25 protein-coding genes are annotated in these 26,025 nt (G+C 62.4%); 2 read left to right on the plus strand and 23 right to left on the minus strand.

Features of this window, described 5'->3' with window-relative positions; all coding sequences use genetic code 11:
• The first annotated feature begins 15 nt into the window (after nt 1–15).
• A complete protein-coding gene (locus FQ755_RS08040) occupies nt 16–288 on the plus strand; it encodes a hypothetical protein (protein ID WP_144152888.1) in 273 nt (90 codons plus the stop codon).
• A 227-nt stretch (nt 289–515) separates the two neighbouring features.
• Here FQ755_RS08040 and FQ755_RS08045 read toward each other — a convergent pair whose 3' ends face one another.
• From FQ755_RS08045 to FQ755_RS08145, 21 genes are all read right to left on the minus strand, one after another.
• Nucleotides 516–1,274, minus strand: coding sequence for a serine protease (locus FQ755_RS08045; protein ID WP_144152890.1), 759 nt, complete (start codon nt 1,272–1,274; stop codon nt 516–518).
• Nucleotides 1,271–1,762, minus strand: coding sequence for a YbaB/EbfC family DNA-binding protein (locus tag FQ755_RS08050; RefSeq protein ID WP_144152892.1), 492 nt, complete (start codon nt 1,760–1,762; stop codon nt 1,271–1,273). Before FQ755_RS08050 ends, FQ755_RS08045 begins: the two co-directional genes overlap by 4 nt.
• A 58-nt stretch (nt 1,763–1,820) precedes the next feature.
• Nucleotides 1,821–2,222 carry a hypothetical protein gene (locus FQ755_RS08055; RefSeq protein ID WP_144152894.1) on the minus strand — a complete coding sequence of 134 codons (402 nt, stop codon included), beginning with the start codon at nt 2,220–2,222 and terminating at the stop codon, nt 1,821–1,823.
• Nucleotides 2,223–2,955: 733 nt separating this feature from the next.
• Entirely contained in the window at nt 2,956–4,179 is a 1,224-nt protein-coding gene (locus FQ755_RS08060) for a class I SAM-dependent methyltransferase (protein ID WP_186308449.1), read from the minus strand.
• A 299-nt stretch (nt 4,180–4,478) separates the two neighbouring features.
• Nucleotides 4,479–5,639: a class I SAM-dependent methyltransferase gene (locus FQ755_RS08065; RefSeq protein ID WP_222105723.1), complete on the minus strand. Its 1,161-nt coding sequence runs from the start codon at nt 5,637–5,639 to the stop codon at nt 4,479–4,481.
• A 268-nt stretch (nt 5,640–5,907) separates the two neighbouring features.
• On the minus strand, nt 5,908–7,350 hold the full coding sequence (locus FQ755_RS08070) for a Do family serine endopeptidase (RefSeq protein ID WP_260858418.1): 1,443 nt from the start codon (nt 7,348–7,350) through the stop codon (nt 5,908–5,910).
• A 430-nt stretch (nt 7,351–7,780) separates the two neighbouring features.
• Nucleotides 7,781–8,602 (minus strand): hypothetical protein, encoded by an 822-nt coding sequence (locus tag FQ755_RS08075; RefSeq protein WP_144152898.1) that lies wholly within the window; start codon nt 8,600–8,602, stop codon nt 7,781–7,783.
• A 691-nt stretch (nt 8,603–9,293) separates the two neighbouring features.
• Nucleotides 9,294–10,319 (minus strand): phosphate ABC transporter substrate-binding protein PstS, encoded by a 1,026-nt coding sequence (pstS, locus tag FQ755_RS08080; protein ID WP_186308450.1) that lies wholly within the window; start codon nt 10,317–10,319, stop codon nt 9,294–9,296.
• A 101-nt stretch (nt 10,320–10,420) separates the two neighbouring features.
• Nucleotides 10,421–10,741, minus strand: a complete 321-nt coding sequence (locus tag FQ755_RS08085) for a hypothetical protein (RefSeq protein ID WP_144152900.1) — start codon at nt 10,739–10,741, stop codon at nt 10,421–10,423.
• Between the two features lie 23 nt (nt 10,742–10,764).
• Complete coding sequence (locus FQ755_RS08090) at nt 10,765–11,073, minus strand: hypothetical protein (protein WP_260858419.1); 309 nt, start codon at nt 11,071–11,073, stop codon at nt 10,765–10,767.
• Nucleotides 11,074–11,198: 125 nt separating this feature from the next.
• Nucleotides 11,199–11,837, minus strand: a complete 639-nt coding sequence (locus FQ755_RS08095) for a hypothetical protein (RefSeq protein WP_144152902.1) — start codon at nt 11,835–11,837, stop codon at nt 11,199–11,201.
• Between the two features lie 147 nt (nt 11,838–11,984).
• Entirely contained in the window at nt 11,985–12,875 is an 891-nt protein-coding gene (locus FQ755_RS08100) for a peptidylprolyl isomerase (RefSeq protein ID WP_144152904.1), read from the minus strand.
• Between the two features lie 71 nt (nt 12,876–12,946).
• Nucleotides 12,947–13,531, minus strand: a complete 585-nt coding sequence (locus tag FQ755_RS08105) for a hypothetical protein (protein ID WP_144152906.1) — start codon at nt 13,529–13,531, stop codon at nt 12,947–12,949.
• A gap of 18 nt (nt 13,532–13,549) precedes the next feature.
• Nucleotides 13,550–13,873 carry a hypothetical protein gene (locus FQ755_RS08110; RefSeq protein ID WP_144152908.1) on the minus strand — a complete coding sequence of 108 codons (324 nt, stop codon included), beginning with the start codon at nt 13,871–13,873 and terminating at the stop codon, nt 13,550–13,552.
• Between the two features lie 131 nt (nt 13,874–14,004).
• On the minus strand, nt 14,005–14,559 hold the full coding sequence (locus FQ755_RS08115; RefSeq protein ID WP_144152910.1) for a YbjN domain-containing protein: 555 nt from the start codon (nt 14,557–14,559) through the stop codon (nt 14,005–14,007).
• 96 nt (nt 14,560–14,655) lie between these two features.
• A complete protein-coding gene (locus FQ755_RS08120) occupies nt 14,656–15,333 on the minus strand; it encodes a hypothetical protein (protein ID WP_186308451.1) in 678 nt (225 codons plus the stop codon).
• A gap of 11 nt (nt 15,334–15,344) precedes the next feature.
• A complete protein-coding gene (locus FQ755_RS08125) occupies nt 15,345–17,195 on the minus strand; it encodes a putative porin (RefSeq protein WP_144152912.1) in 1,851 nt (616 codons plus the stop codon).
• 70 nt (nt 17,196–17,265) lie between these two features.
• Complete coding sequence (locus FQ755_RS08130) at nt 17,266–17,979, minus strand: energy transducer TonB (protein ID WP_144152914.1); 714 nt, start codon at nt 17,977–17,979, stop codon at nt 17,266–17,268.
• Between the two features lie 9 nt (nt 17,980–17,988).
• Nucleotides 17,989–18,399, minus strand: coding sequence for an ExbD/TolR family protein (locus FQ755_RS08135; protein ID WP_144152916.1), 411 nt, complete (start codon nt 18,397–18,399; stop codon nt 17,989–17,991).
• Between the two features lie 23 nt (nt 18,400–18,422).
• Entirely contained in the window at nt 18,423–20,180 is a 1,758-nt protein-coding gene (locus tag FQ755_RS08140; protein WP_144152918.1) for a DUF2341 domain-containing protein, read from the minus strand.
• Between the two features lie 99 nt (nt 20,181–20,279).
• Nucleotides 20,280–21,911: a ShlB/FhaC/HecB family hemolysin secretion/activation protein gene (locus FQ755_RS08145; RefSeq protein ID WP_144152979.1), complete on the minus strand. Its 1,632-nt coding sequence runs from the start codon at nt 21,909–21,911 to the stop codon at nt 20,280–20,282.
• Between the two features lie 478 nt (nt 21,912–22,389).
• Here FQ755_RS08145 and gspK point away from each other — a divergent pair, with 478 nt between their 5' ends.
• Complete coding sequence (gene gspK, locus FQ755_RS08150; protein WP_144152981.1) at nt 22,390–23,391, plus strand: type II secretion system minor pseudopilin GspK; 1,002 nt, start codon at nt 22,390–22,392, stop codon at nt 23,389–23,391.
• Nucleotides 23,392–23,419: 28 nt separating this feature from the next.
• On the opposite strand, the gene FQ755_RS08155 is transcribed toward gspK, so the two are convergent.
• Together FQ755_RS08155 and FQ755_RS08160 are read right to left on the minus strand one after the other, a co-directional pair.
• The gene (locus FQ755_RS08155) at nt 23,420–23,677 is read right to left on the minus strand and encodes a hypothetical protein (RefSeq protein WP_144152920.1); all 258 of its coding nucleotides are present in this window, start codon (nt 23,675–23,677) and stop codon (nt 23,420–23,422) included.
• 1,294 nt (nt 23,678–24,971) lie between these two features.
• Nucleotides 24,972–26,006, minus strand: a complete 1,035-nt coding sequence (locus FQ755_RS08160) for a hypothetical protein (protein ID WP_144152922.1) — start codon at nt 26,004–26,006, stop codon at nt 24,972–24,974.
• Nucleotides 26,007–26,025: the final 19 nt, after the last annotated feature.

The following is a 26,025-nucleotide window of genomic DNA, read 5'->3' on the forward strand; positions in this document are numbered from 1 at the left end:
AAAGCGGAGAAACGGTTGCGCGAAGCAGCCGCAACAACGTCTGTCATCATTCGGGGTGACGCTCAACCCTTCATCGGGTACAACCCCGGATGTCTGCGCCTCGCGGACCATCGCAGTCAACGTTTCGATTTGCCGGGTCCGATCCGCACGATCGGCTTCGGATTCTTTCTGCAGGTTCGTCAACGTCTCGGTCTGCCCGGCCCGCTTGCTACGGTCATCCCCGGATTCGAGCATCAGCCTCGTCAGTTTCTCTATCTGTTCGCCGCGCGCCAATCGATCCGACAATGAAGCCGGCTCCGTAGAAGTCGGTGTCGTCGTTATGAACCTGCGGTTCATCGGCGGACATCCCGGGCCGTCCAAACCAGCGCACCGCATGCGCTACATTGCGCGTTGAATGGCGTTAATCCGGCGTTTCCGCACCAGCAGCTTCTCATATCCATTCCCCTGGTTCCTCTTCAGCAGGCTACGCACAGGAACGTTGCCGCCAGTCCGGCGAGCGCGCCTCGCGCACTCCGTCAGCCACCGCATAACACACCCGCCTCCACCGTCGCCGCGCGTGGCGCGTGTGCCTGCATCGGTTCGAGCTGTGCCATATCGGTTTCGCTGAACGGAACCTGACTCGCCCTGAGAAACGCCTTGATCGGATCGCCCGACACCGCAATCACGTAGCTGGCCGCGCCGGAGCGCGTCACATAGGCTCGCGGATCATCGCCCGATGCGCTGGCCCGCTCGGTCACCAGTCCCACCACGAGCCCTCCCTGGTCAAGCACCGGACTCCCACTTGCCCCGTTGGTCGCCGAGGAGATCAGCGTAAACTCCCCAGCAGATCCGGCAGGCCGGTCGCGCGTAAACGCGTTGTACATCGTGTCCGCCCGATCGGTCATATGCCCCAGCACTTCATAACCTGCGGCAAATACGGGTTGAGAAGCGCTCACGTCGTCCGTTTTCGCAAAGCTTGCCGCAAGCAGGGGCCTGATCCTGCTGGTGATCACCGCGAGGTCGTGGTCGGGGCTCACCGCCTTGACCGTCGCCCGCGCAACCTGACCATCCTTGATCACGAACAGCGACTGGCAGCTCTCAACCACATGCCGCGCAGTCAGCACGTCGGTATCGTTCACAAAGACACCCGTCGCGTTCGATTCGAGCGCGAACGCATCGATCTTCTTCGACGGAGCAATCATCACAGGCTCGCGCGTCGTCTGCCCTGCCGCCCCCGACATTGCGATCGCCGTCAGCACCGCAATGACCAACGCCGTAGCAGCCCGCCGTCTCATCCTGCCTGCTCCTCCGGGCACCCCTCCCGCGCGCCGCAGAATCCGCTTGCGGGCGCCTGCGCATCCGGGTTGGCCTCCAGGTGCAATCTGACACGCAAGGGCTGCCGCATGTCGGACGGCGGCGGCTCGGTGATTGGATGAGTCGTCAGCAACTGGCGCAGGATCGCGTCAGCCTTCGGATCTCCAAGCGAATCAAAATCGACCCTGCTGACCTGCCCCGATGGATCGATCCACGCGCGGATCACGATGGCCGGTGGTGGCGCATCGCCTTTCGCGTTCAGGATCCGGTTCTCCAGGTACCCGTGCAACTGGTTCGCGGTATCGTCGTCCGCCTCGAGCCAGACCTGGAACTGGTGGCCCACGAGCTGCGCGTACGCGATCCACGGCTCGGGAATCGCACTCGCCTGTCCCCACGCCGGCACCGTCCAGCTCAGCACCAGCCCGAATAGCCCGGCCGCAAAACCGCTCCACTTTCCACTTTTCCTCATGCCTTTCCCCGCTCTGTCCATTGCCGTCGTCGGCGACCACCGTTGGAGCGCACGTCGCTTACCGGTAAATCAATGCAGCGCTGCGTCTGGCCAACGCGCTGCGCCCCGTCACGCGTGTAACCTCGCCGGCATCATCCCTACGGGGCAGTGCCTGCGCGTGAACGCCACCACCCTGTCGGGCGAGACCCGGATGCCCGACGCCCTCATCGAGGCCTGCCCAGCCATCAGGTGCTCGCTGGCCGCCGCCTCGGGCCCGAGCAGCCGCGCGGGTCCCGCTGGGGACGACATCGTGCGGCTGCAGCGCGCTGGCATCGTGCGTTTCCGGTCTCGCCGCATCGAGCGGGTATCCGGGCACCCTCGCCTCTACAGTCGGCACAAGCCGCTCCCGTACCGTTCCCAGCCAGTCGCAGTGCGTCAGCCAGTCGTAGTGCGTCCATACCGCCACAAACATGGCGGGCATGAACAACCACATGACCGGCTTTAGCCGCCACGCATTCCTTGAGACCACACCATGCCTATCCCACCGCATGATCACGACCGTCGCGCCATACCGTCCTGCGAATGTCTGCCCCGGCGTGTATGACAGGCAATACGCGCCGTGAGTCAAAGTGAATCCCAACACCTGACACACTGACCACACGTCCCCCGTTCTCCCCAGCCAGTCAGTCGCTGGCCTATGCCCGCCACCGTTTCCTATCCCCGTCCATCCCGCCGGGCATGGTCCCGCACTATCGCACCGGGGGCGCACCTGTGCGGTTCGGCGGCTGGGTCACCAGACCCTCTGCCGGATTCCCTGCACTGCTGGCCGCCCGTGCGACGGGCCTGGGGGCGAGCTTGCGGTTCAGACAGTCGTAGGGAAACGTCGAGGCGCCCTGCTTAACGCCTGGGCATCCTCTATGGCTGGTGCCCGAGGCGCCACTCGCCGCTGCAGGCCGGCTCGCCGGAGGATCGGCCTGCGCGTTACCCCCCAGCAGGCAAACGCACAGCATCCATCGTTCAATCCGATACCATTTCATGCGTTTCAAACTGCCTCTCCTTTCTGGTCAACCGTCACCAGCTCGCCGGACATCCCGCTGCGCCGCAAGCGCTTTTACGCGACCCTGCACCGATCGATCAAGCGCGACCCAGGTCCGTAAAACAGCCGTTCAGTAAATGCGTGCAACCTCCCATCTCGGGCCATCAGCCCCGCGCAATTACCTGTTGCTTCCGTGAGAATCGTCCTGCGCCGAAATCTCTGGCGCGGCTACGCCCTTAACGGACTTCTGCAACCTCGCCTTCAACCCGGGCGTCAACCCAAGCACCCTTGATGTGGCGCGCTTCAGACGCGGTCGACGCCCCACGTAGAGCGCCGCATGTTGAAGCAACAGGCTGACGCCGCTCTGGGCCTGGGCGTAACGATGACGTACCGTATCTTCAGCGCGCCGCAGCGGCGCGGTGATGCGCCACGAGGCGCTGCCATACAGAGCCTCAAGTTGCGAACGGGTCTCGCAAGAGCGCGCTTCTGCACGCTGCGCCGTTGCTTCCACTTCCCGCACTTTCACTCCGAACTGATCCGTCACGGCCCATGCCGCAGTCACCGCAACCCAATGCAGGGAAGCCTCCAGCTGCTGCGCGCGAAGCTCGATCGATCGGGTCCGCTCCTCCCGCTCGCTCGAATAACGCTCGGTCAATGCATGAAGCGTCAGGCCATACTCGGCCCGAAAGGCTTCGGCATTACATTCGAAAACAGCGTCGGGGCCAGCCTTCTGTGCCACGACGGCATAGTCCGGACTCACGCCATCCAGAACCTGCATCAGGTTCACCGGTTCATTAGGACTCCTTATCGCCTCGTTTTCCTGAAGTCCTATTGCTCTTACGCGTGCGAAGCCTGAATACTGCGCGACAAACCCCAGCAGTTCAGACGGAATCGGCTTGAAGTGGCTGGGATCCAGATAGAATTTCCGGCTGGCGACCACGATGTTTTCCGGATTAGGTGTCTCCAGTACCAGAAGGCCGCCAGGCAACAATACGCGTTTGGCCTCAGAGACCAGTGTGCGAAGATCGTCAAAGCCGATGTGCTCGACGACGTGAAACGCAGAAACAATCGCCAGACACTCATCAGGCAGTGCCCGCAGCGCTTCCAGTGCATCCCGGTTTTCGACGTTCAGTCCGGCCCGATGACACGCTGTCAGCATGTTCTCGTCCAGATCGACGCCTCGGGCCTTAAACCCGATTTCGCGCATCAGTTCGAGCCACTCCCCGCGGCCGCAGCCCAGATCCAGGGTCGTCGCTCCGCTAAAGTGAGACAGTAGCGGTTCGACGAATGGCAAATACACGGCCAGCCGGCTCTTGATGAGTTCGCGCGGACCGCGGAATACATCTTCGAACGCGCGATAAAAATCGTCGACCCTTTCAGGAGGACTAACAAGCTGTTCCATCACCCTTCCTGTTCTGTCATCGTGAGTCGTAAGCACTGCCCCCATGCACCGCGCCATAACCCGCCTTGCTGGACTTAGCACCGCCCTCTTTGGGCCCACCGCGCGGCTTACCCACTCGACGGGCCCAGGTCGATCGACGGCTATTGCCGTGTCGTACCGCGCTCGATCAACAGTGCCGCGTTACCCGCCAGCAGACGCAGGGGCAGCAACCATCGTTCATTCCGATTCCGTTTCATCCGCGTCAATCCGCTTCAATCCGCCTCTTCGTTTTGGTCAACCACCGCCAGTTGCGGCCAGAATCAGTGTGCCCGCTGTGCCCCACGCGCGCGCAGGAAGCCGATTCTCGCCGGCATGCGATACGGCGTGGCAGCCCACCATAGCGCCTTTAAACCGCGCCGCAACTGACGTCGTACCGGCAGCGGAATATGCGTGCCGACAGACCGGACAATGCCGAGGATGCGCCATGTGGTACTGGCCCGGATCGCCCCGAGTTCGTCGCGTGCGGATGAAAACCTAATGCCGATAGCCGACAGGTCAGCCTGTAACTGGTTGACTGTCTGCTGGCTGGCCACCGCATCATTTCGAAAGCAGGCCATTTTTTCCATTTCGTACAACAGGGTACGCAGGTCCGATTCGCTCTGCTGCTGCGCGTCAAGTTGCTGTTGCAAAACCTGAACCCGTCCACCCAGTTCAACAAGCGTCTGCTCCAGCTTAAACTGGGGCGAAATTGCGGCACCCAGCCGGGCATGCAGATGCCGTATCTGCACGCCCACGTCCTCACTGGCCGCAAACAGAGGACGCACCCCGGGCGGCACACTCGGTCCGGGACACAGCACCCCCAGACCATGGCCATGGATGAACTCGAAGGAGGGATGCTTTTCCCTCAGATCCTCCCACAGGCGCCAGACACCGAAGCCCCGTTCCCGGACGTTGATATCGTGGAACAGCACGATGGCCTGCTCCGATAGCTTCGGCAACCAGGTGGAGTAATCCTCCACAACGTCCTCGTAGTGGTGCCGTCCGTCGATATGAAGCAGATCGATCTCACCATCAGAAAAATACGCGCGCGCCTCGTCAAAGCGCGCCCGGATCAGTTGCGAAAATCCGGCATAGTGCCGGGCCTGGATGCCGGACAGATTCTGAAATATGTCCTCACCGTAAAAACCCGCGTGTTCGTCGCCTAGCCATGTATCAACGGCATAACAGGCAGTAGGCAGCCTGAGCCGCTCGACAGCCTGGCACAGGGCGAGAAACGAAAAACCGGCATGCGTACCCAGTTCAACCAAAACACGAGGCCGCAGGGCGTCCATCAGCCAGAACCCAAACGGTGCATGCTCCAGCCATGCCGATGGCACGATATGTTGTGGCGCCCAGAACGAGGCGGGGCTCACACACGGCAACAACATCCCCGGGTGTTCCTCCGAAACCTGCCTCGCATGCACGGCAGTCTGATCAGGCATTGTCTTTCCCCAAAAGTGAAGGACCTGCTATCTGAAACGATGGATACGGAGTGGGCTCGAGGCACAGCACACCGCGCAGCAGTGAGACAGGCACCGTGATTCCCGCCTTCTCCCCTCTGCGCCAACCGGCACATCAAGCGGAGGGCATCCTCCACCGCACCCGGGTTCCTGCCGACGATGCCAGGCAGTCCCGCCTCCCGGCCAGATCGCCTCCCAACCTCTCGCGTCATTCGCCAGACATCGGCACATACCCTTCATCGCGCTACGCTCACCCGTTTGACGAACTCAGGTCGATCGGCAGGTACTGCCGTGTCGTGCCACGCTGGATCAGCAGTGCCGCATTGCCCGCCGCCTGTCGCAACTGTTCGGCCAGTTCGTCGATCGTCGTGACCGGCGTGCCGTTCACCGACAGCACAACATCGCCGACCTTCAGCCCGATCGTGGCCGCGCGACCCGTCACCTGCTGGACCAGCAGCCCGTGATCAACCCCCAGCTTCTGCTGCTCCTGTGGCGTGAGCGGGCGCACCGTCACGCCCAGGCGTGGCGGCGTCTGGGCCATGCCCGTCGAAGCGCTGCTGCTCTCCAGCTGTCCCACCGTCACGTCCATATGAGTCGCCGTGCCCGAGCGCCATACCGTCAGATCCGCCGTCTGACCCGGACGGATCTTTGCGACCATCGTGAGCAGGTCGGCCGAATCCCCCACCTCACGACCATTCACCGCCAGCACCACGTCGCCCGGCTGAAGCCCGGCCTGCGCCGCCGGCCCATCGGCCTCGACCGAAACGATCAGCGCTCCGTCCGGCCTGGACAATCCGAACGAATGCGCGAGCGACTGGCTGACTTCCTGCAGCGACACCCCCAGCTTGCCGCGCGTCACCTGACCGCTCTTCAGCAACTGGTTCTTCACGTCCAGCGCGATGTCGATCGGGATCGCGAACGACAGTCCCTGATATCCACCCGTCCTCGAGTAAATCGTCGAGTTGATCCCGATGACGCGCCCCGCCAGATCGAACAGCGGTCCACCGGAATTGCCCGGATTGATCGGAACGTCGGTCTGGATGAACGGGATGTACGCTTCGCCTGGCAGTGAACGCGACTTCGCACTGACAATACCGGACGTCACCGTGTTGGCAAAGCCGTAGGGCGAGCCGATCGCCATCACCCAGTCGCCGACCTCGGTGCGATCCGGGTTGCCCGTCACGACCACGGGCAAATCGCTCGCATCGATCTTCACCAGCGCAACGTCGGACAGCGCATCACTGCCGATCACCTTGCCCTTGAACTCGCGTTTGTCCGTGAGCTTCACATCGACCGACGCAGCATCGCCCACGACATGCCGGTTCGTCAGGATGTAGCCGTCCGAACTCACGATGAACCCGGAGCCCAGGCTCACTTCCTCTCGATTGCCGATCACGCGTCTCGCGAGAAACGGCGCGAGCGGATTGCCCGGTGCAACGCCCGGGGGCAACTGGATACCCATCTGCGTGACCTCATGCGTCACACTGATATTGACGACCGCGGGCCCATAGCGCCTCACCAGGGCCGCAAAATTCGGCACCGTCATCTGCGGCGCTGTCGCGACAACCTCCTGGCCGATCGCGGACGCGACGAAGCCGGCGGACCATCCTGCATGCCCTCCCTGTATCTGGAGGCAGGCCAGTACTCCGGCCAGCACCATCGTTCTCAACCCTGTCCTGTCGCAATACTTCATGCCTGCTCCAACCTTCAGTGATTCCCTGCCCGGGGGCTACCGTCTGCCGCACGCCACAGACGGCATCTGCACCGGCCGGTGTTCTCAACCAAAGCGATTGATCCAGTCTCCAGCCCATCGCCTGGCGTGCGCGACTGCGGCATCCGGCCCGTCAAAACGCTCCGGGTCGGGAAACCTGCGGCTCGTAACAAACGAGCCATTCGCCCTGCTCGTCACCACGACCATCGCGCAAAACCGGCCATCGGGCATACACAACGGTTCACAGTTCAACCAGTACTTTCCATGCTCAAACACCTGCTTCGACATATCACCTTTCCAACCAATACAATCACGAAGGCGCCATTATTGCCTGCGCAGAGCGACGCCCGCATGAACGCGGCAGCCGTTTTCCCTGCCAGCGTGAACCCGCCACCGTCCACCGCGGATTGACTCAGAACCAGGCTGCACCGCGACCATCCATCAGCCGCCCGTCACGCCCAGGTGACATCCCCATGAAACGATGAAATGCCTGCATGTCCGCGCGGCTCACCGATGCGACCGATGCGACCGGGTTATCGAGAAATGCTTCATCGCGCACCACGGTCTCCCACTGCAATACTTCGGCGCCGGTAGGAAACGGCGTCAGCTCAGGGTCACGGTAAATCAGCCTGAACAGCTGCGGGCGCGCTCGGCCCTGCAGCCAGAGGTCGCCCTCATCGGACACACTGCTATCAAACCAGAACCGCACCCATGTCACTTCGCCCTCCGCGTCGTCCTCATCCCCTGCGGGCTGCGGCACCTGCCGGATGAACCCCGCCATCACCAGCAGCACGTACGGAACATCCCGCTCGTCAAGCTCGGGGTACGACCACAGGTTCAGCACATCCGCGTACTCAATCAGATGCACAAACCGCTGTATCGTCAGCGCGGGGACCGCCCTGCGCATCACCTGGAAATGCAGCGACCAGTGGCGCAAAAATATATCGCGATGCGCAGCCAGGAGCCGCACGTCGCGCTGCTGGTGAACACCTATCCCGTCCGGCTGGTAAGAAGGCGTGGTGAGCGGACACCGCGTCGCGTCCTCGCGAAACCTGTGCACCAACCTGTGCGGCTCGCCATCCTCCCCTGCCTGCTCGAGTGCACCATCGCAGACAGGACACCGCGAGCCAGCCTTGCCGGCCGGACTGCTGGCACCGTCGTCACTCATATATGCCGCCAGGCGCGCATTGACGCTGACGCATCGCTCGTCGAGCGGATGCAGCGTGGTATTCACCCCTGCTCCCATTCATTGACTTCATCCACCGCCGTGCCACACCGTCGCACGGATCATGACGCTGGGCCCCCACAACCGGTCCCCTCGCCACCCACGTGCCTAAACATCGCCTTGTACCGCGCCCGGGATACACCCGGATCGCGGTTTCCCCCGGCGTAGCAAGACTCCGATGAGATCGAACGCGGCGGGCTCCAGCTCCGCAAGGACCGATACGCCGCCAGCGGTGCGCCAAACGCCATGCCTGGATCAGATGCCACTGTCCCTTTCCAGAGCCTTCATCACCTGAGGCGACAGCTCATAGACGGGATACATCTGGGCGCCTGGAGACCATTCGCGCTGGTACCGCCACACTCCATCGCCCAGCACATAGCCCCACGCATACCGAACGCGCGCATTGTTTGTCTGTATCTGCGCCTGACATTGCCGCCAGGCACCCTCAGTTACCGCGTTTTGATACCCATCGCCGCGCCTTGTGAGATCGAAATTCTCACCCCTCGCGTACATCTCAAACTCAGTCCGGTTCTGCATCGTTCCACCTCTCAAACGTGTCACGAAACACGGGTTGCCCTCGGGCCCAGTCCAAGGCACCCCGGCGTCACGCCACCTGGCGGCCACCTCACGGTCACGGCACACATGCGTGCTGCAATGCCCTCGCGTGCGGCCCGCCTGGATCAATCCTCGTGGCCTGCGTTCATGGCAGCACCGCCTTGCCCGACGCATCCCTGACCTTCGTCTTCCATTGCGCGCGGATCGTGCTGAGAACCGAAGCCGGCAGGGAAACGTAGTCGAGATCATCGGCCGCCTGCTCGCCATTGCGGAATGCCCAGTCGAAGAATTTCAGGGTCGCGGCTCCCTTCTCCGCACTGTCCTGCGTCGTGTGCAGCAACACAAAAGTGCCGCCCACCACCGGCCACGCATTGCGGCCCGGCTCATCGGTCAGGATCTGGTAAAACGTCTTCTGCCACTGCGCGCTGGCAGCGGCCGCCTTGAACGTGTCGGTACCCGGCTCGACCGTTGCGCCCGCCGCATTCTTCAGCCCAACATACGTCATGTGATTCTGCTTCGCATACGCCCACTCCACGTAGCCGATCGCACCTGGCAGGCGCTGGATAAATGCGGCGACGCCGTCATTGCCCTTGCCACCCGTACCGGTCGGCCAACTGACCGTTGCGCCTTCACCCACCTTCGCCCTCCACTGCGGGTTCACCTTCGACAGATAGTTCGTCCAGATGAAACTCGTCCCCGAACCGTCGGCACGACGCACCACGGCAATGTCGGTATCCGGAAGCTTCAGCTTCGGGTTCAGCGCGACGATTGCCGGATCGTTCCACTTCGTGAGCTGGCCGAGATAGATGTCGCCCAGCACGGAGCCCGACAGAACCAGCTGGCCCGGCTGGATGCCCGGCAGGTTCACCGCGGCCACCACACCACCCACCACCGTCGGGAACTGGAACAGACCGTCCTTCGCCAGTTCCTCGTCGGTCAACGGCACGTCCGAACCGGCAAAGTCGACCGTCTTCGCGATGATCTGCTTGATACCCCCCGACGAACCGATGCCCTGATAGTTGACGTGTCCGCCCCCGGACTTCTGGTATGCGTCGGCCCATTTCTCATAGATCGGCGCGGCGAAGGTGCTACCTGCGCCCGTGATATCTGCGGCATGTGCCGACAGCGTCACGATGGTTCCGATTGCTGCCGCGATCAAGGCTCTGTTCATGGTCATCATCAGTCTTCCCCGTTGGTTTCTATCGAAAAACGCACCCCGGACGCACCTCGCTACGCACGGCAAGCGGTCCCGGATAGCTCACGCGTTCGCACTCACAGTTCGTCCCACAAAACCACATCGCGGTACCTGGCGAACGGGATGCCGCTGCGCGGGCGCACCGGCCCCATGACGTTTCCGGGAGGCCGGTGTACTGCGCTCCACCGCGTGCACGCCTGCGCGTGAGCCGACCCGGCGACGAGATCGGCCACGCCGTCCTCGGCCGCCATCGGGATCTCGCACGGAGCGATTGCATCCCTGTGCGTCAGCGAACCGGCGCACACACCATCGCACCCCGCATCGTTAGCCGGCGCGCCACCATATCCACCTACCCCGCGCTCGGCCACACGACCCACGAGTACAATCTGCTGTCCCACGTCCGCGTCATCTCCCTTGCTGTTCACCGCAACGGGACCGGCTGCACCGGCGCCGGTCGCTGCGGGAAAACCGACTTGCCCCAGTTCGAACCAAAGCGGATGCTCTCGGCCGAATAGTTAAACGTGCCAACGCGGTTCGACGGCGCCGTCGCCAACGCCTGCGCGGCATTGGGCGCCACAGCACCGCCCGCGACCGCAGCCGGTGCCAGTTGCTGGTTCAGGCAGTCGTATGAGAGCGCCCGCTCGCCATCGACTTCCGCATCGACGCACACCTGCTTCGAGGGCGTCGCAGCCGTCACCGCCTTTGCCGCCTCAGGCGCAGACTGGGCCATGCTGGCGGCAGGCAGCATCAACACGAGCAGCCCGTACAGGACGCGTCTGCACCGCCGCCTCCACCTATTCGCCGCGGACCGCCGCCCGTCATTGCACTGCGCATCTGCATTCATTTGCCCTCCATTCACTGCTTGCCGCGATCGCGCCGCCAGGCCTCGTGGCGCTCCATGAACAGCTCAAACTCCCGGATCTCCGGGCGGCTCACGCGAGGCGCACCGGCATCGGCGACACGCGACACCCGTTCGACCAGCTGCCAGCGCAGGACGTCCGCACCAACTGGAAACGGGGTGCGCGACGGATCGCGATACACGATCTTGAAAAGCCGCGCCCTGGCCTTACGCCCGGTCTTCCACAAATCCTCCGCGCGACGCACGTTCCCCTCGAACCAGAAGCGCTCACGCGTCGTCTCGGCGCCCTTGCGATGCACGGTCATGAACCCGGCCATCACGAGCAGCACGTAGGGAATATCGTGCTCATCAAGCTGCGGATATGACCAGAGATTCACGACATCCGCGTACGCGATCAGACGGGTAAAGCGTTCGATGTCCAGAAACGGTGCCTCCGCCTTCGCGATCCGGTAATGACGTTGCCAGTGCTCGAGAAAGCGAGTCCGGTGCTCCCGCTCCACCGGGTCCCGCGCATGCCCGACCGACATCCCGGCAAGCTCATAGTTCGACGTCGTGAGCGGACACCGCTCGGCGTCAGCACTGTTCTCATGCCTGAAATACTGATGTCCGTGACGATGCCCTTCCGGGACCAGCACCCCCTCGCACAGTGGACATATAAATCTCTGCAGCGGCTCCTCGTCGTCCGGTTTGCCCCGCGCCGCCGAGGCGTAAGCCTCGATATAGCCCTCGTCGAGCGGGTGCGGCGGCTTCTCCTGTCTATCCCGCGTAATAGTTCACCTCGCTCACTGCGCTGTGGACAGCGCTTTCCTCAGTGCGTCCTCGTTGATCGGTGCCGAACCCGCCAGCTTCTGCATGTACGCCTGGGCGTCCTGCTGCTGTTTCTGCTGCCGCAGTGCGGTGCGGATCTGTTCCTTTACCTCGGCAAGCGGGCGCAGGCCCGGTGCATGCGAGTCCACCAGCCGGATCACGTGAAAGCCATCACGCGTTTCAATCGGGCCGGACACATCACCGGATTTCATCTTGTCCACCGCCGTACGAACCTCCGGCAGCAGTCCGGATTCGGGCAGAAAGCCCATGTCGCCGCCATTCGCGGCACCGGGTTTGTCGTCGGACTTCGCGTGCGCCAGCGCCGCAAAGTCGGCGCCACCCGCATGTGCCTGCTTTGCGATATCCGCCGCCTGTTTTCGCGTGCGCTCGGCCGCCGCGGCATCGCCACCCGGCGGCAGCGCGATGTAGATCTGCGCCAGGTGCACCATGCGCGGCGCAGTAAACTGGCCAGGGTTGCTGTCATACGCGTCCTGGATCTGCTGGTCCGACGGATAATCCGAGGGCACGGCCGCCACAGATGTCACATAGCTGCGTATGATCACCTCGCGCTGCGCCTGCTCGATCATGGCCTGCACCTGGGGCTGCTTGTCCCACCCCTTCGCCTTGGCCTCAGCAAGCGCGGCCTTCTCAGCCAGGTTCGCCCGGACCACCTGGTCCAGCCTCGACGGATCGGCTGCCAGCCGCTCGCGGTTCTCGGCGCTCAGCGGCTTGACCAGCTTTTCAATATCCGACTGCGTGACCGATACCTGTCCCGCACTCGCGATCACATCGCTCTGCGCCCAGGCTCCGCACGAAGCGCTTCCAATCAGCCCAGCCAGCAACATCACCCTCGTCACTTTTTTCATCCTGCACACTCCCGCCAGTTCCAACGTTCATGTCGGGCAACCGGACCATCGCCGTTGCCCCCCAGCATCCGTCACAGTTGCGCCCCTGCTGCCAGACGCACCACCACAGGCTGTTTCATCCCACGCGGCAGTGGCGCACCCACCGTCTGCGAAAGCAGAAGGCTGCGCAGGGACGCCACTGCTTCGTCGTCGCCGAATGGATCGAGCCCGATGCGCGTCACGCGCCCATCGTGATCCAGCCATACCCTCACCTTCAGTACGGGCTCAGGTGGCGCCGTGCCATGGTCCGCATCCGCGCTGCTCGCGGGAAGCGGGTTCAACGACGGGTTCACCGACGCATCGGCCCAGCGCTGAAAAAACGTGTTGAAGCGCTGCGCTCGCGCATCGTCACTCGCAAGCGCAGTCTGGAAGCAAAGCGAAACCCGCTGCGCATAGACGACCCAGGCCTGCGGCGCCTGGTCGGCGGAAACTGGCTGCGCCTGCGCGCCCGACGTCCCCGACAACGCCATCCACGCAAGCAGAACCCGCCCTAGCCGGGTCCGGCCCAGCGGACTGCCGGAGCTCCGGTCATGCGTGACCTCATGTGTGACATCGCCTGGCGCCCCTCTCGCGCGCACGAGAGTCAGTCGACGCCATAGCGTGTTCAGTTTCTCCACGACGCTCTCCTGTTCATATCAACCCGGTGACCAGCCCGCGCCGACCAGACGCAATCCGATCCACACCGGTTCATGCCGCGCCCGATCTGGCAGGCCTGCCTCAACCGGGCGTGCCAGCAGTACCGCACGCAACGCATCGTCCGACACCGCGCGCAGCCCTGCGAATTCGACCCGATCGACACAGCCTGTCCAGTCCGTCCAGGCCTTCACGGTGAGCCGCGGCCGCATATCTTCCGCATCGCGCCCCCACACGCCACGCACCTCAAAAAATGCTTCGCACTGCCGCACCAGCCGATCGCTACGATCGAACGCCGCCTGAAACTGACGCGTAAGCGTTTGCATGCGAACGATGCGCGGGTGCTGCCACGACGGCCGGGCAGGATCCGCCCGGCCGAGCTGCACATCCGCACCACGCGAACGCCGTCGGTGTTGCCCAATGAGCGGCACGATGGCAACGGGACCAGCACACGACATCATTGCAGCGTGGCGCCGTCGCCCTTGCCCGCCTCGTCGGCCGCTGCCTGCTGCGCCGATGCGGCCATCGCCGGACGGTTGCGCAGATGCAGCAGGAATTCCTGGATCAGACGATCCCACAGCTCGATCAGCGAACTCAGATGACGCGGGCTGACACCGCCCGCGACGACCACGTCCATCTCGAGCACAAGGAACTGACCCTGCGCCGACAGCCGCGCAAACCGTTTCGTGCGGCCCCATGACGCGACCACTTCCGGCGGTAATTCGCCCTGCACCTGCATGACGCAACTGAGCGTGTAGTCGATGAACCGGTCCTCCGCGTTGGCGACCGGGTTGCCGAAGCGCACGGCGAAGCCGATGCCCTGACTCGCGCTCATCAGCTGCACCCGGCCGTTCTGTTCAGCCGGCGTGATCCGGTATCCGGCCGCCTTGAAGAGTTCCGCGACGTCGTCCACGCTCACCGATTCCACCATCGCCGGTTCAACGACCGGGAGTGACGCGACACCGGCCGCCTCGTCCGCGCCCTTCGTGGTTTCCGTCTGTTTTGCTGCCATGTCCGTACCCTCTTCTCAGTTTGCAATTCGGATCCCGCTGGACCCATCAAGCCACGCGCTTTCACGTAGCCGTACACGCGGCCACTACACGCAGCGCTATTTCGTCGTCGCCGGCGCGGACGCTGCCGCAGCCGCCGAGGCTGGAACTACCCGTGCGTCGAACTTGCCGGCGTAAAGCTGATCGCCATAGTCCTGAGCGATCTGGTCGTACTTCACACGTGTGCGCTGCGCGAACGGCTCACGCGTCTTCAGAACCGTGCCCAGCCCGACATGCTCATAGGCGTCCAGCACGTCGTGGCCGACCTGATAGAGCTGTGCGTTCTTCGCCTCGCATGTCTGCAACTGCGTCTGCTGGGTCTTGAGCGACGTCTGCAACTGCGTACGCTCGGCATCGCGCGAACGCGACAGGGTGAGAAGATCCTCATAGGCCGACTTGTACTTCGCGAGCTGCTGGTCGTCCTGGGCATGACTCGCTTTCTCAGCAGCAAGCGAGCGCTCGGCTGCGACCTGTGCACTGGATTTGCCCTGCGCCGCGGCAAGATCGGCCTGTGCCTGTTTCAGATCGGCCTGCGCCTTGTCACGCTCCTGCTGCGCCTGGGTGACCTGGGCCTGCAACGGCCCCTGGTTGTCCTGGAGCTGATGCAACTGTTGCGCGGTATCGCGCAACTGCGAACGCAGACGATCCTCGATGCTCTGCGCAGAGGCCGTATCCGTGCCCATCAGGAGGCATCCGGCAAGGACGCCCGTGACGACAATGAAATGACGCACATTCATGGCTGTCCCCATCAGAACCGTGCGTTCATTTCAAGCTGCAGCACGTCGATCGACAGCGGCGGCCCATACACTTCCCGTGCGCTCAACCAGCGTGCCTGCAGCCAGGCATTCTTCGCCACGGCGTACTGCGCTCCGATGATGTAGCCCTTCGCGTTTGTCCCACCGAGATCGAAGTCAGGATCGGTGAACGCATCCAGCACGGCATCCGGCTCCAGGTACTTGTAGGTGACCGAGAAGTTCCACTGGCCCTTCTCGACGGTATCCGGATCGCCAATCGTCGCCTTGAACATGAAACCATTCGCGCCGCTTCGGTAGTCGGCCGCTGTCGGGTTCGACGCAGTGCTGTTGAAGTTGTTGACCGGCAGCGACGCTGCGTTGAGCGCGGCGCTGCGGTTGTACGCGAGATTGCGCACGAACTCGCCATCAAGGCGCAGCTTGTAGCGCTCGGTCAGCTTCGTGTCCCATTCAAGCTTCGTGTCGAAGATCCGATAGTTGTAGGCAAGACCGAAAAGCTCCGGCTCAGGGGTGGTGCCAGGGGCGAGGTTCGGGTTCTGCACAATGTTGCGCAGCGCGATGAGCGTGTTGCCCTTCTGCATGAATGCCGGTGCGTCATTGTCCGTGCCGCAGCTCGCGGCACCGAGGTACAGCGCGCACGGTGACGACAGTTGCCCCTGCAGGTTCATGAAGTCGTAGTAGGCCACCGCTCCCTTGAGCTTGTTGGCCTCGTTGATCTTCCATTCGGCACCCAGCTGGGCGCCCAGCATCCACTTCGTGGTGCCACCGGGCGTATCGCCATTCTCCGCAAGGAAGCCGTCCGAGCTGTACTGGATCGGAAATGCGCCCACCGTACCGAACAGCGTGACGTCGTCCCGCCCAGGCATCAGATGGCGGAAGTTCGCCGCGATACCGTCGAACTCAAGGTCGTTCGAGAACACGAGATCCGAGGAAAAGAACGGGTTGTCGAAGCGGCCTGCGGTCACGTTCAGCCATGGCACCGGCTGGTACTTCAGGTAGGCCTGGTTCAGCCAGATATTGTTTTTGGCAAAACCGCCGCCAAGCAGGCTCGTCGTCGAGACCGGACCATCGTCGTTGCCGCTCGCGAGCTGCAGGCCCGCCGTGAGCTGGCTCGAGATATCCGCGACGACGCCCAGCCGCGCCCGGATACTCAGCTCATTGTCGCGGTCGTGCTGGGTGTTGACCTGGGGAGGCACGGTCGTATTCGTATTCGGATTGATGTCGAAGGGACTACCCGAATTGATCGCGGCAAAATTCGTGAGCGGTGCGTTGCGCGGCGAGAAGAAATCGAACTGGTCCCGTACACGAATGTCGCCGTTCAGGTGGATGCGCGAAACCCAGTCCGGAAACGTATTGGGTTGCGCCCAGTTCTCGGCCTTCGCCTGCGCGACCACTTCCTGCTTGACCTGGTCGCGGATCTGATCGCGCACGACCTGCGGCACATACGGCACGGCCACATCACCCGGTTGCGTCGGTGCATTCACGACCGCTGCCCCCCCGACCGGTGCCGCCGCAACCGCCCTCGACTGCGCGACCCTGGCCTGCGTCGCCTCGTTCTGCGCTTCGGCGATCAGGTCCTGCGCATTCTGCTTCGTGAGCACCCCGCGCTTGACCAGCAGGTTGATCAGGTTGATCACCGTGCTCTCGCTCGGTGCCGTAGCGTCCGCAGCCCCCGAGACCTTCCCGGCAGCAGCCGCGTCGGCCGCCTGGGTCTCGAGCGACTGCGCATGGGCCGCGCCCGCGAAGCCCATGACTGCCATGAGCACCGCGAGGCTGCTTCGCGTTCGTCGAAAATGGTGTCCTCCGCCAATCCCGCCACCACCCCGTCTATTTATCTTCCGGATCATTCCCGATTCTCCACTTGACCGCTGAATTTTTACTGGCACTTTCCGTCTGGCTGACCTGTCCCGGTCCGCTTCAACCCGGATGGCGCCCCTCTAATCTGACAAGCACCGGGTAGCTCGCCGATGGCGGCGGCGGTTCGTCCACCTTACCCAGCGCCTCCACCGCACTCACCACCGCGGCGTCGAGCTTTTCATCGCCGGTGGACTGCGCAACCGTCACCCTCGTGATCCGTCCGGAAGGCTCCATCCACAGGTTCAGACTCCCCGTGAAATGTGCACCGCCTGCGTCCTGCACCCGCTTGTCATGCTCGACGGTCTGCTGCAGCAGGTACGCCATGTACTGCCGGTAGGTCGAGTTGCCGAACTGGCCGCCTCCGCCGCTGCCCACCATCCCGCCGCCGTCGCCGGCACCGATGTTGAAGCTGTCCGTACCGGCCTGCGCCGGTGCGTTCATCGTCATCTGCTTCGGCTGGTTGTCCGATGGCTTCGGCGTCTCGGACGGCTTCGGCGCCACCGTCGGCTTCTCCACCGGCGTCTTTACCTGTTCCTGGATTTTTTCCGGGGGCGGCTTCTGCTGTGGGGGCGGGGGCGGCGGAGGCGGCGGCAGGGGAATGACCGTCGTCACCTGCGGCGCCTCAACACGCTTCACGCCCGCCGTGTCGCTCGCGAAATGCCAGATCGCCGCAGCAACACCGAGCAGCACGAGCACCGCAATCGCCGGTCTGATCCAGCGACGCCACCCGTGCTGTGGATCGTCACCGTGCCCGTTGTCGTAGGTCATTTCCATGGTGGTCACCTAGCTGCCCTTCGGTCCCTTGCCGGTCACGAGTCCCACCTGCGACAGGTCAAGGCGCCGCAACAGATCGAGCACGTCCATCACCTTCTGGTATGCGACCGTCGAATCGCCCTTGAGCACGATCGGCACGTCCGGCGTTGTCGCCTTGATCGTGCGCAGCCGGTTCTCCAGCTCGTCCATGGACACCGGGTATGCATCCAGATAGATCTGGCCGGAATCGGACACGGTGATCGCCTTCGTCTGCGGTTTCGCCATACTCGCCGAGGAACTTGCCTTCGGCAGGTCGACCTTAATGCCCTGCACCGAGGCGGTCGTCATGATGATGAAAATGATCAGCAGCACGTACGCCAGATCCAGCATCGGCGTGATGTTGATGTCGTCGTACGGCTTCTCGTCGTCCTGAACCTGCATGGCTTTGGCTCCCCGTTATCGCGTTACTCGGCAGCCAGCGAATGGTCGGGGCTGCGATGCGCCTCGGCCAGTCGCGTGACGAACTCGTCGACAAACACCTGCATGTTCGCGGTGACGTTCTTGTTGCGGATGAGCAGGTAGTTGTAGCCAAAGAGGGCCGGGATCGCGACGAACAGGCCCGTGACCGTGGCGAGCAGTGCGGCGGCAATACCCGGCGCGATAGCGTTCACGTTGACGTCACCGGCGGCGGCGATCGCAGCGAACGTGATCATCACGCCGACCACCGTCCCCAGAAGACCGAGGAACGGTCCGCCCGAGATAGCAATCGTGAGCAGCACCATCGACTTCGACAGTCGCTGGTTCTCACGCACCAACGTGGCATCCATAGTGGCGCGAATCGCTTCGATCGATTCCGTCGTGATCACCGTGCGTCCATTACTCTCTACCCGACTGTGGATTTCTGCGACGCCCACCCGATAGAGCCGGTACAGCGACGACTGGCGCAGACGGCGGCCCTCATCGGTCTTCTCATCCGTGTGAGCAAGTCCCACCAGGTGCTTGCCCGCCACTTCACGGAAGCGCCGGACGAAGAAACCATTGGCCTTGTCGACCTGACCCACATAGGTCGCCTTGTTCCACATCACGACCCACGAGATGAAGGCCATGAGCAGCAGGATCCCGATCACGACCCAGGCGTCAATCGTCACCGACTTGACGATCACGCCGAAGTAGCCAAAGCCGAAGCCCGACTGCTTCTCGTCTGCGCCGTAGGCGACCAGTTTCGATTCCGAACCCTCGCTCAGCGCGTCGAGCGCAATCAGGGTGGGCGAGCGTGCGACCTTCGAGAGGCGCAACTCGTCCATCTCGCCGGAGAATCCGGCGAAGCCCGCCGGTGCATTCGCCACGTCGCCGCCAATCGCCACCGGCGCATTGAGCGCCGGCAACACCGCTGCGACCTGAGCGTACTGCTTGCCACCCACATAGAGCGTCAGGTTCTTGCCATCAGCGGTGACAACGATGTCGCTCCATTGGCCGGCTGCCACCGGCTGGCCCGCCGGCGTGCGGGCTGGCGTGGCACCGCCGTCAACCTCCGCGAACGGCACGCCATTATCCAGACCGATCAATAGCGCATTGGCGCCATCGCGGCGACCGTAGAGCAATGAGTTCGGTGCGAGTGCGCTCGGCTTCACCCAGTCGCTGAACGTGAAGTTGCCGCCGGCGGGAATCGCAAGCGAGGGGGTCGCGGCCAGGTTGATCGGCGTCGTGCCATTGAACTGCGCGGCCTTGCCGATAATGCCGTCTTCGACGATGCGTGCCGGGGCGTTCTGGGCGTTGTTGCCGTATGCGGTCAGGTCCTTGGACGGTGTGCCACCCGCATCGTTGAAGTGGTAGACCACCGTGTAGTCAGGATCAAACGTCTCGGCTGCCTTGCCGCCGTCCGGGGCCTTCTTGTTGCCGTAGTACATCCAGATCGATTGCGCCGCACCCGCGGGGAACTGTGGGACGTCGACCCAGATCAGCGCGACGCCAAGCACCGGGTCATACTGCTCGATGTGGTAGTTCAGCGGCGTCTTGTCGTCGGCGCCGACAAAGCGGATATCGGCGCCGTTGTCCTCGAGCCCGTCGAACTGGAAGTTGCCTGAATGGAGGCGGATGAGCAGCGGCACCCGGCCGGCCGACTCCGCCACATTGGCACCCTTCGGGCTCGTGTCGATCGTAATGGCCTTGCGGTACGACCAGTCGTTCTGCCACCACGCGTTGGCGACACCTGGCAGCCACATGAACGCTGCCGTCAGTACAAGAAAAAAAGCTCGCTTCACAATCCACTCCCCCGATAGGCCAGCGCGATCACGAGGCGCCGGCGCAACATGTAAAAACCGTCAGAAACTCGCTCGTACGTAGAAATCGAACCGCGGGTTATATGCCCGGGTAAAGGTTCCCGACCTCAGCGGAAACGCCATTTCCAGATCCGCGCTCGTGTATTTGAAAACCTGGAACCGTGTGCCCAGCCCCGCGGAAATCATGGTGAAGTCCGACGTCTGCTCCGGCAAAGGACTGAGCAACCAGAGATGCGCCGCATCGACAAACGCGTGGAAGCGCCATTCATTGACCGCGCTGCCGATGTACTTTGCGATCGATGGACTGCGCAGTTCAACCGAGCCAATCACACCGCTGTCGGCGGTGTCTTCTGCTTCGAGATAGCCTCGTACCGTATTGATGCCGCCCGCGGCGAACTGCTCACTCGATACGAGCGGCGAGTTGGCGAACTGCGCGGAGACGTGCCCGTTCAACTGGATATCGTGATCGAAGTCCTGCGTGTGATTGACGTCGAATTTTCCATAGACAAAGTCCGCGGTCGCGTTGAAACGCTTGTTGTCGAAAGCGTCCGCATCACTGCCAATGCCGCGGATATCGGTCGTCACCGATGCGGAGAATGAGGTCTGCGAATTCTTACGATTGAGTTGCCCGTTATAGGCAAACGTGATCGGGATGTAGGTCAGCGGCGCCGAGGATGTCTGACCTGCGATCGTGTCGTTCTCGTCGAAGTGCTTATGATCGATCTCGATACTCACCGACTGCGAATACGTGTCGGTCGAAGGCAACGCATAGATCGCGGTCAACCCGAATGACGTCCCTTTACCCAGCACGTTCGTGCCACCCACCGACGCGACGTTGCTGTTCGAGTGATAGGCCGTTGCCAGCAGGCTCCAGTTGGTGCCCTGAAGTGGCGCCAGATAGGAGAATGAATAGACCTCGGCGTCCTGCGGGTGTTGTGGCGCGAGCAGGAAGCTACCCGAGATCACGTGCCCGAGCTGCCACAGGTTCGAGTAGCTGACCGATGCCACCGTGCGCAGAACCGATGTATCGGGGCTCTGATCGTTGTTCACTTCGAGGCTGCCATGCGCTGGATTGTGGTCGTCGACCTTGAGGTCAACGTCGACCGTCTGCGGGAGCACGCCCGGCTTCAGTATCGGAATCACCTGCCGGTCGGGAGACTTGTTGAGATCGGTCAACTGCTGCTGCGCAGCCGTAAAGTCCGGCACGCCACCCTCTGCCAGCGCCGGGACCGCCTCGCGGATATTCTGCGGCGAGTAATACTTCGCGCCGTCCACGCGCAGTCGCCCCACCTTCGCCTCCACTACCTGCAGCACGATCACACCGTTGGTCACATGCTGCTGGGGCAGTTCCACGACAACCGACTGGAAACCCCGGTCCTGATAGACTTTCTGGAGCGCATCGCGCGCGGCATTCACGTCGCCGAGCGTTTTGCCAGGTCCCTCAAACGGGTACACGGCCTTCTCCACGTCTATGGACTGCAGCGCCGTATTGCCCCGTACGATGTATTCGTTCACGTCGAATGTCCCGGATGAACCGCCAGCGGCAGAAGAGCGTGCGCCCACCGCATCCGGTACAGCCGTCTGCGCCTGCGCAGTACCTGCCAGCGCGACGCCGCCCACCAGCACTACTCCGACCCAGTGCCGCCGTCGCCTGATCCTTCCCCCGTGAAGCATTGGCGTCATTGCGCCACTCCCCTTTGCTCAATGGTGATCCAGCTCCGTAACGCACGGCTGGAAGATTTATACACAGCGTCATGCACCCATCGCATCGCGATCGCGACTGACATATCCTAAGTACAACGAATCGTAAATAAAAATGAGTTTCCCGCTGCCACAGGTGGCAGTCCACTTTACAAACCATACCGGTGGATGCATGTCGCCGGAAGAGAGTGCAACGCAGATATAACGAAACGGTGAATCTGGTGAGGGAACCGTAACCGCCCCCCCGATGTCTGAACCAACATTTATACGTATCAGACGACAAGGCAGCATCGTAGTGCGTGTGCGTGTCCCTTTGGCGACTGCAATCGGTGATACGTGTCACGAAAAGTTCAACTTGTATGCTCTACGAACGAGCGCCTGCGATGTACGATCCCGTTCATCGTCCAGACGGGATGGAACAGCGATGCGCAGTGCGAAATGTCCTCACCACATGCGGTATCCGCGCCCAGGCGCTACACGCGAGCGGGGCATTGCGATCGTGACGGCGTTGCTGGTGGTCGCGCTGGTAGCGGCGCTCGCCGCGAGCGTCGTGTGGCGCGAGCTGGTGGCCGTGCGCGACGTGAGCAACCAGCGACTGAACACGGAAATGATGTGGGTAGAACGCGCCGCAGTGGAATGGGCGAGAGCGGCGCTGCGCGAACAGGCCGCCACATCGAATGTCGCATTTTACGGCCAGCAATGGTCCAGCCCCGTGCGCGATGTGCAGCTCGCGGACTTTCTGCCGCGCGAGGCGATCGCAGTCAATGGCGATCTCGCCGACGCCTACATCTCGGGGCAGGTCGAGGACGCGCAGGCCAAGTTCAATGTCATGGACCTCGTCTCCCGGCCCGGACCGAGCCAGCCTTATCAGGTCGACGGTTCCGGCGTACTGGCATACCGACGCCTGCTCAGCGATTTGTCTCTGAGTCCCGCGCTCGCACAGACGACGGCAGACTACATCCTGCTCTCGCGCGGCATCGGCGGAGGTGAAAGCTGGCCGCTGCAACTGGTGTCCGTCGAGGATCTGGTCCGGGTACCCGGATATGATAAGGATACCGTAAGAATCCTGTCGAACTTCGTTACTGTCCTGCCAGACTACACACTGGTGAACGCCAATACCGCGCCAGCGCCGGCGCTCGTTGCCGCCATACCGGCCCTTTCAGACGAGCAGGCGCAAATGCTGACCCAACGACGCAGTACGGCTTACTTCAACAGCGCGATGGACATCGCACTCGTTCTGGCGCCCGTTCTGACAGCGGGCTCCACGTCGGCGACCACCACGACCGGCCTTCCGTCCGGGGCGCTTGCCGGCGTGAACAGCGGCTACTTCATCGTGCACTGCCGAATCCATTCGGCGCGGATCAATACCCGTATCGATACTCTGATCGCCCGCTACGGCATCGGCGATTTCAGCTGGACATCGGTCATCTGGGTGCACCGGCTCGCAAGCTGAAGCTGTCCTGACCGGTCGGCCTCAGACGTCAGCCGATACAGTCGCATCCGCGCTCTTCGTTCACCTCTCGCCCCTCCGTCTGCCGGATGACCAGTTCCTGCCGGTACCCGTCGAGTTCCCGTACGAGGCTGCCCCAGTGTTCCATTGAAAGCAGGCACATCAACGGTTCGTTCCTGCGCAGGAGCACAACCGGATGCCCCTCGCACTCTTTGCCCATGGCAACGGGGTCCCGGATGAACTCCGTCAACGTCTTTTGAACCGGGTGATGAATTTCGATGTGCTTCACGTCTGATCCCCTCGTGTCTGACTGCATACGCGATCACCGGCGCCACTGTGTAACGCCGGATCCCAAACTGCATAAACGTATTAAGCCTTTATTGAATGGCCAAGTTTATATTCACACCCCTGATTGCACAACCCGATTTTGTGGAGGGGTGACGATTTACCCTTGCCCATCCCGCAGACTCGCTCTTCACACAATGTTACCAATTATTAAATGCCATCTTTCACCCGAAGAATCATACTGCTTCACTGAAGATGAAACTGTCGAAATCCTGCCAAGCCTTGTCGGGTATACGATTTGATGACGCGAATCTGCGATTCGCGTCACAGCTCTTTCACACTTGTGATTAAGTTTTTTAAATATCAAAAAATGCAATTCTTATCGTCTGTTACATGTCACATATTATGATTCCAGGTATCAATATAATCCCGTGACGTGCTTCCTGAGCGGCCTCGCAGACGCTGTTTCTGGTTTTCGTTTTTATTCCAAAAACAAATCGGGATAATCTCTCGATGTCCTAAGCTCCACAGAAGCTGCGGTTGTTTTATGAGCATTAGAAAATGATGTGCGTCGCGCAAAAACTACGTCGATGCCGCTCCACGATGGTTCACGAAGCGCCACGCCGCGCTGCATGGTGGTCCGCTGGCACACTATGGCCCGGCTCCTGTCGAAACATCACCCTATAGACAGGTGCGTCACGTCTCGTCGCCCAGCCTCGTCGCCCAGCCGTGAGCTGCCCAGCGATGCTGCAACGCGCCCACGCGCATCCGGGACTGTGTTCCCAACCTCGCCGACGGCCGCACGCAATGTCCTGCATCCCATGCGCGCCCTGGTGCGAAAGCTGCGCTCGCCCCGTCCTGCGCTCGTCAGCAGACGACCACATCACGTCGCCCGCAGCGCGGGACACACACACGTATCCACCGGATGACGGCACATCGCCACGCAAAGCGCGTCAGTCGTCTGAGGTCGCCAACCCAACTGGTACTACCCGCGCGCGCGTGACCGCTATGCCGTGATCAACGCCGAGATTCCGACGTCTATGTGGAAGCCTGAACCGAAGTCCGTGAGTGGCCAAACGCATGATCGATGCAAGTGGCATGCCCCGCTTGAACCTCGAATGGCTACGATCGGCGGCACACCGCCCTGAACAGCCGCTCAGTGTCGGCTCGCTCTCACGCCGCTTTCGAACTGCATTGGCCACTAATATGCCGCTTTGACCGGTTTGCGGCCTGAAAACGGCCCTCTTGAGGATAATCAAGCGTGGGAGGTAGCAAGACCGATGACCAATTTCACCGTTTCACTGGAACGCTTCAGGCGATGTTTCCCATTGGGCAGCTTCCTCGTCGGAAAGCCGCCGCGCGGTGCCAGGGCCGATGTACCACGAACTACCGTCAGCGAGCCGTGCGACAAGCGCGCCATGTCGGCCAAGTATCAGGGGACGCCGAATGGCATCCACGACGGCAGCACCGGCCGGCTCTACGGAACGAATCGCCGCCTCGGATTCAGCGATCCATTGCTTGCGTTGCCGCAGCCCACCCGTTGTGCTTGCCTCCTCGCCGCCGACGACATCGAGAATCGGAGGGTTTCCAACTACCGCATTGAGAACGAGCCGCGTGAGCTGCGTCGCTCCTCCCAGGTCCAGTTCCACATCCACGGCGGTGCCGGCGTGTGACAGTCTGGATCGAGCCGCGTACAGCTTTCCCGTGGCCGCCGCCTGTCGTTCTGCTTCGTTTTGAGTCCCACCCAGCGACACTACGGCTCGCCTCACGAGCGTCCGTATCGCGGCCGTGTGAGACTCAAACTTCAGGTTGCGCAGGGCACTCAACAGCCCCGGGTCGCGGAACGCTTCAGCTTCGGCGAGCTTCTCGCCGATCCAGGCCGTTGTGACCGCGTCGCGTTTCGCAGGAGTCGCCAGCGCATCGAGGATCGTCAGTTTCGCCAGAAAGAGCGAGCGCGGCAGAACGTCGTACTGGGATGCGATGAACAGGTCCAAGGCGGCGAGAACCCTCGCATCGGTCACAGAAGGGCAGTTCTCAAGCGTTTCTTCCAGCACTTCCTTTGCCTTCCAGTTGCATGACCCCATAGGATCGGTCCACTCCGGAGCTGGTGTCAGGTGAGCCGGGATCAGTGTTGGAACAGAGCCATCATAGGTTGCCAGCGAAGATACATGGCATTCGTGGACGGGAATGCGGAAGTCGGCGCCCATGTTCATCGAAAGAACGGGGATTCGCGCTCGCAAGTCGGCGAGCAGGCTTCGCGCTTCCAGTTCGCACAAGGGGTCGAACAGGAGCCACTGCTTGATCACCATCGCGCTCGTCGAGATGAACGACATGTATGGTTCTCGCTCGAGT

Origin of the sequence: Paraburkholderia sp. BCC1885, assembly GCF_900996235.1 — a bacterium.
Taxonomy (GTDB): Bacteria; Pseudomonadota; Gammaproteobacteria; order Burkholderiales; family Burkholderiaceae; genus Paraburkholderia.

What these genes read in the sequence shown, in the direction of transcription:
- FQ755_RS08135 (WP_144152916.1), bottom strand. Translation starts at nt 18,399, where the DNA reads ATGCAGGTTCAGGACGACGAGAAGCCGTACGACGACATCAACATCACG.
- FQ755_RS08110 (WP_144152908.1), bottom strand. Translation starts at nt 13,873, where the DNA reads ATGCAAACGCTTACGCGTCAGTTTCAGGCGGCGTTCGATCGTAGCGAT.
- FQ755_RS08045 (WP_144152890.1), bottom strand. Translation starts at nt 1,274, where the DNA reads ATGAGACGGCGGGCTGCTACGGCGTTGGTCATTGCGGTGCTGACGGCG.
- FQ755_RS08070 (WP_260858418.1), bottom strand. Translation starts at nt 7,350, where the DNA reads ATGAAGTATTGCGACAGGACAGGGTTGAGAACGATGGTGCTGGCCGGA.
- FQ755_RS08050 (WP_144152892.1), bottom strand. Translation starts at nt 1,762, where the DNA reads ATGAGGAAAAGTGGAAAGTGGAGCGGTTTTGCGGCCGGGCTATTCGGG.
- FQ755_RS08130 (WP_144152914.1), bottom strand. Translation starts at nt 17,979, where the DNA reads ATGGAAATGACCTACGACAACGGGCACGGTGACGATCCACAGCACGGG.
- pstS (WP_186308450.1), bottom strand. Translation starts at nt 10,319, where the DNA reads ATGAACAGAGCCTTGATCGCGGCAGCAATCGGAACCATCGTGACGCTG.
- FQ755_RS08090 (WP_260858419.1), bottom strand. Translation starts at nt 11,073, where the DNA reads ATGGCCCAGTCTGCGCCTGAGGCGGCAAAGGCGGTGACGGCTGCGACG.
- FQ755_RS08120 (WP_186308451.1), bottom strand. Translation starts at nt 15,333, where the DNA reads ATGAATGTGCGTCATTTCATTGTCGTCACGGGCGTCCTTGCCGGATGC.
- gspK (WP_144152981.1), top strand. Translation starts at nt 22,390, where the DNA reads ATGCGGTATCCGCGCCCAGGCGCTACACGCGAGCGGGGCATTGCGATC.
- FQ755_RS08065 (WP_222105723.1), bottom strand. Translation starts at nt 5,639, where the DNA reads ATGCCTGATCAGACTGCCGTGCATGCGAGGCAGGTTTCGGAGGAACAC.
- FQ755_RS08125 (WP_144152912.1), bottom strand. Translation starts at nt 17,195, where the DNA reads ATGATCCGGAAGATAAATAGACGGGGTGGTGGCGGGATTGGCGGAGGA.
- FQ755_RS08115 (WP_144152910.1), bottom strand. Translation starts at nt 14,559, where the DNA reads ATGGCAGCAAAACAGACGGAAACCACGAAGGGCGCGGACGAGGCGGCC.
- FQ755_RS08100 (WP_144152904.1), bottom strand. Translation starts at nt 12,875, where the DNA reads ATGAAAAAAGTGACGAGGGTGATGTTGCTGGCTGGGCTGATTGGAAGC.
- FQ755_RS08145 (WP_144152979.1), bottom strand. Translation starts at nt 21,911, where the DNA reads ATGCTTCACGGGGGAAGGATCAGGCGACGGCGGCACTGGGTCGGAGTA.
- FQ755_RS08060 (WP_186308449.1), bottom strand. Translation starts at nt 4,179, where the DNA reads ATGGAACAGCTTGTTAGTCCTCCTGAAAGGGTCGACGATTTTTATCGC.
- FQ755_RS08160 (WP_144152922.1), bottom strand. Translation starts at nt 26,006, where the DNA reads ATGTCGTTCATCTCGACGAGCGCGATGGTGATCAAGCAGTGGCTCCTG.
- FQ755_RS08055 (WP_144152894.1), bottom strand. Translation starts at nt 2,222, where the DNA reads ATGCCCGCCATGTTTGTGGCGGTATGGACGCACTACGACTGGCTGACG.
- FQ755_RS08140 (WP_144152918.1), bottom strand. Translation starts at nt 20,180, where the DNA reads ATGTGGCTGCCAGGTGTCGCCAACGCGTGGTGGCAGAACGACTGGTCG.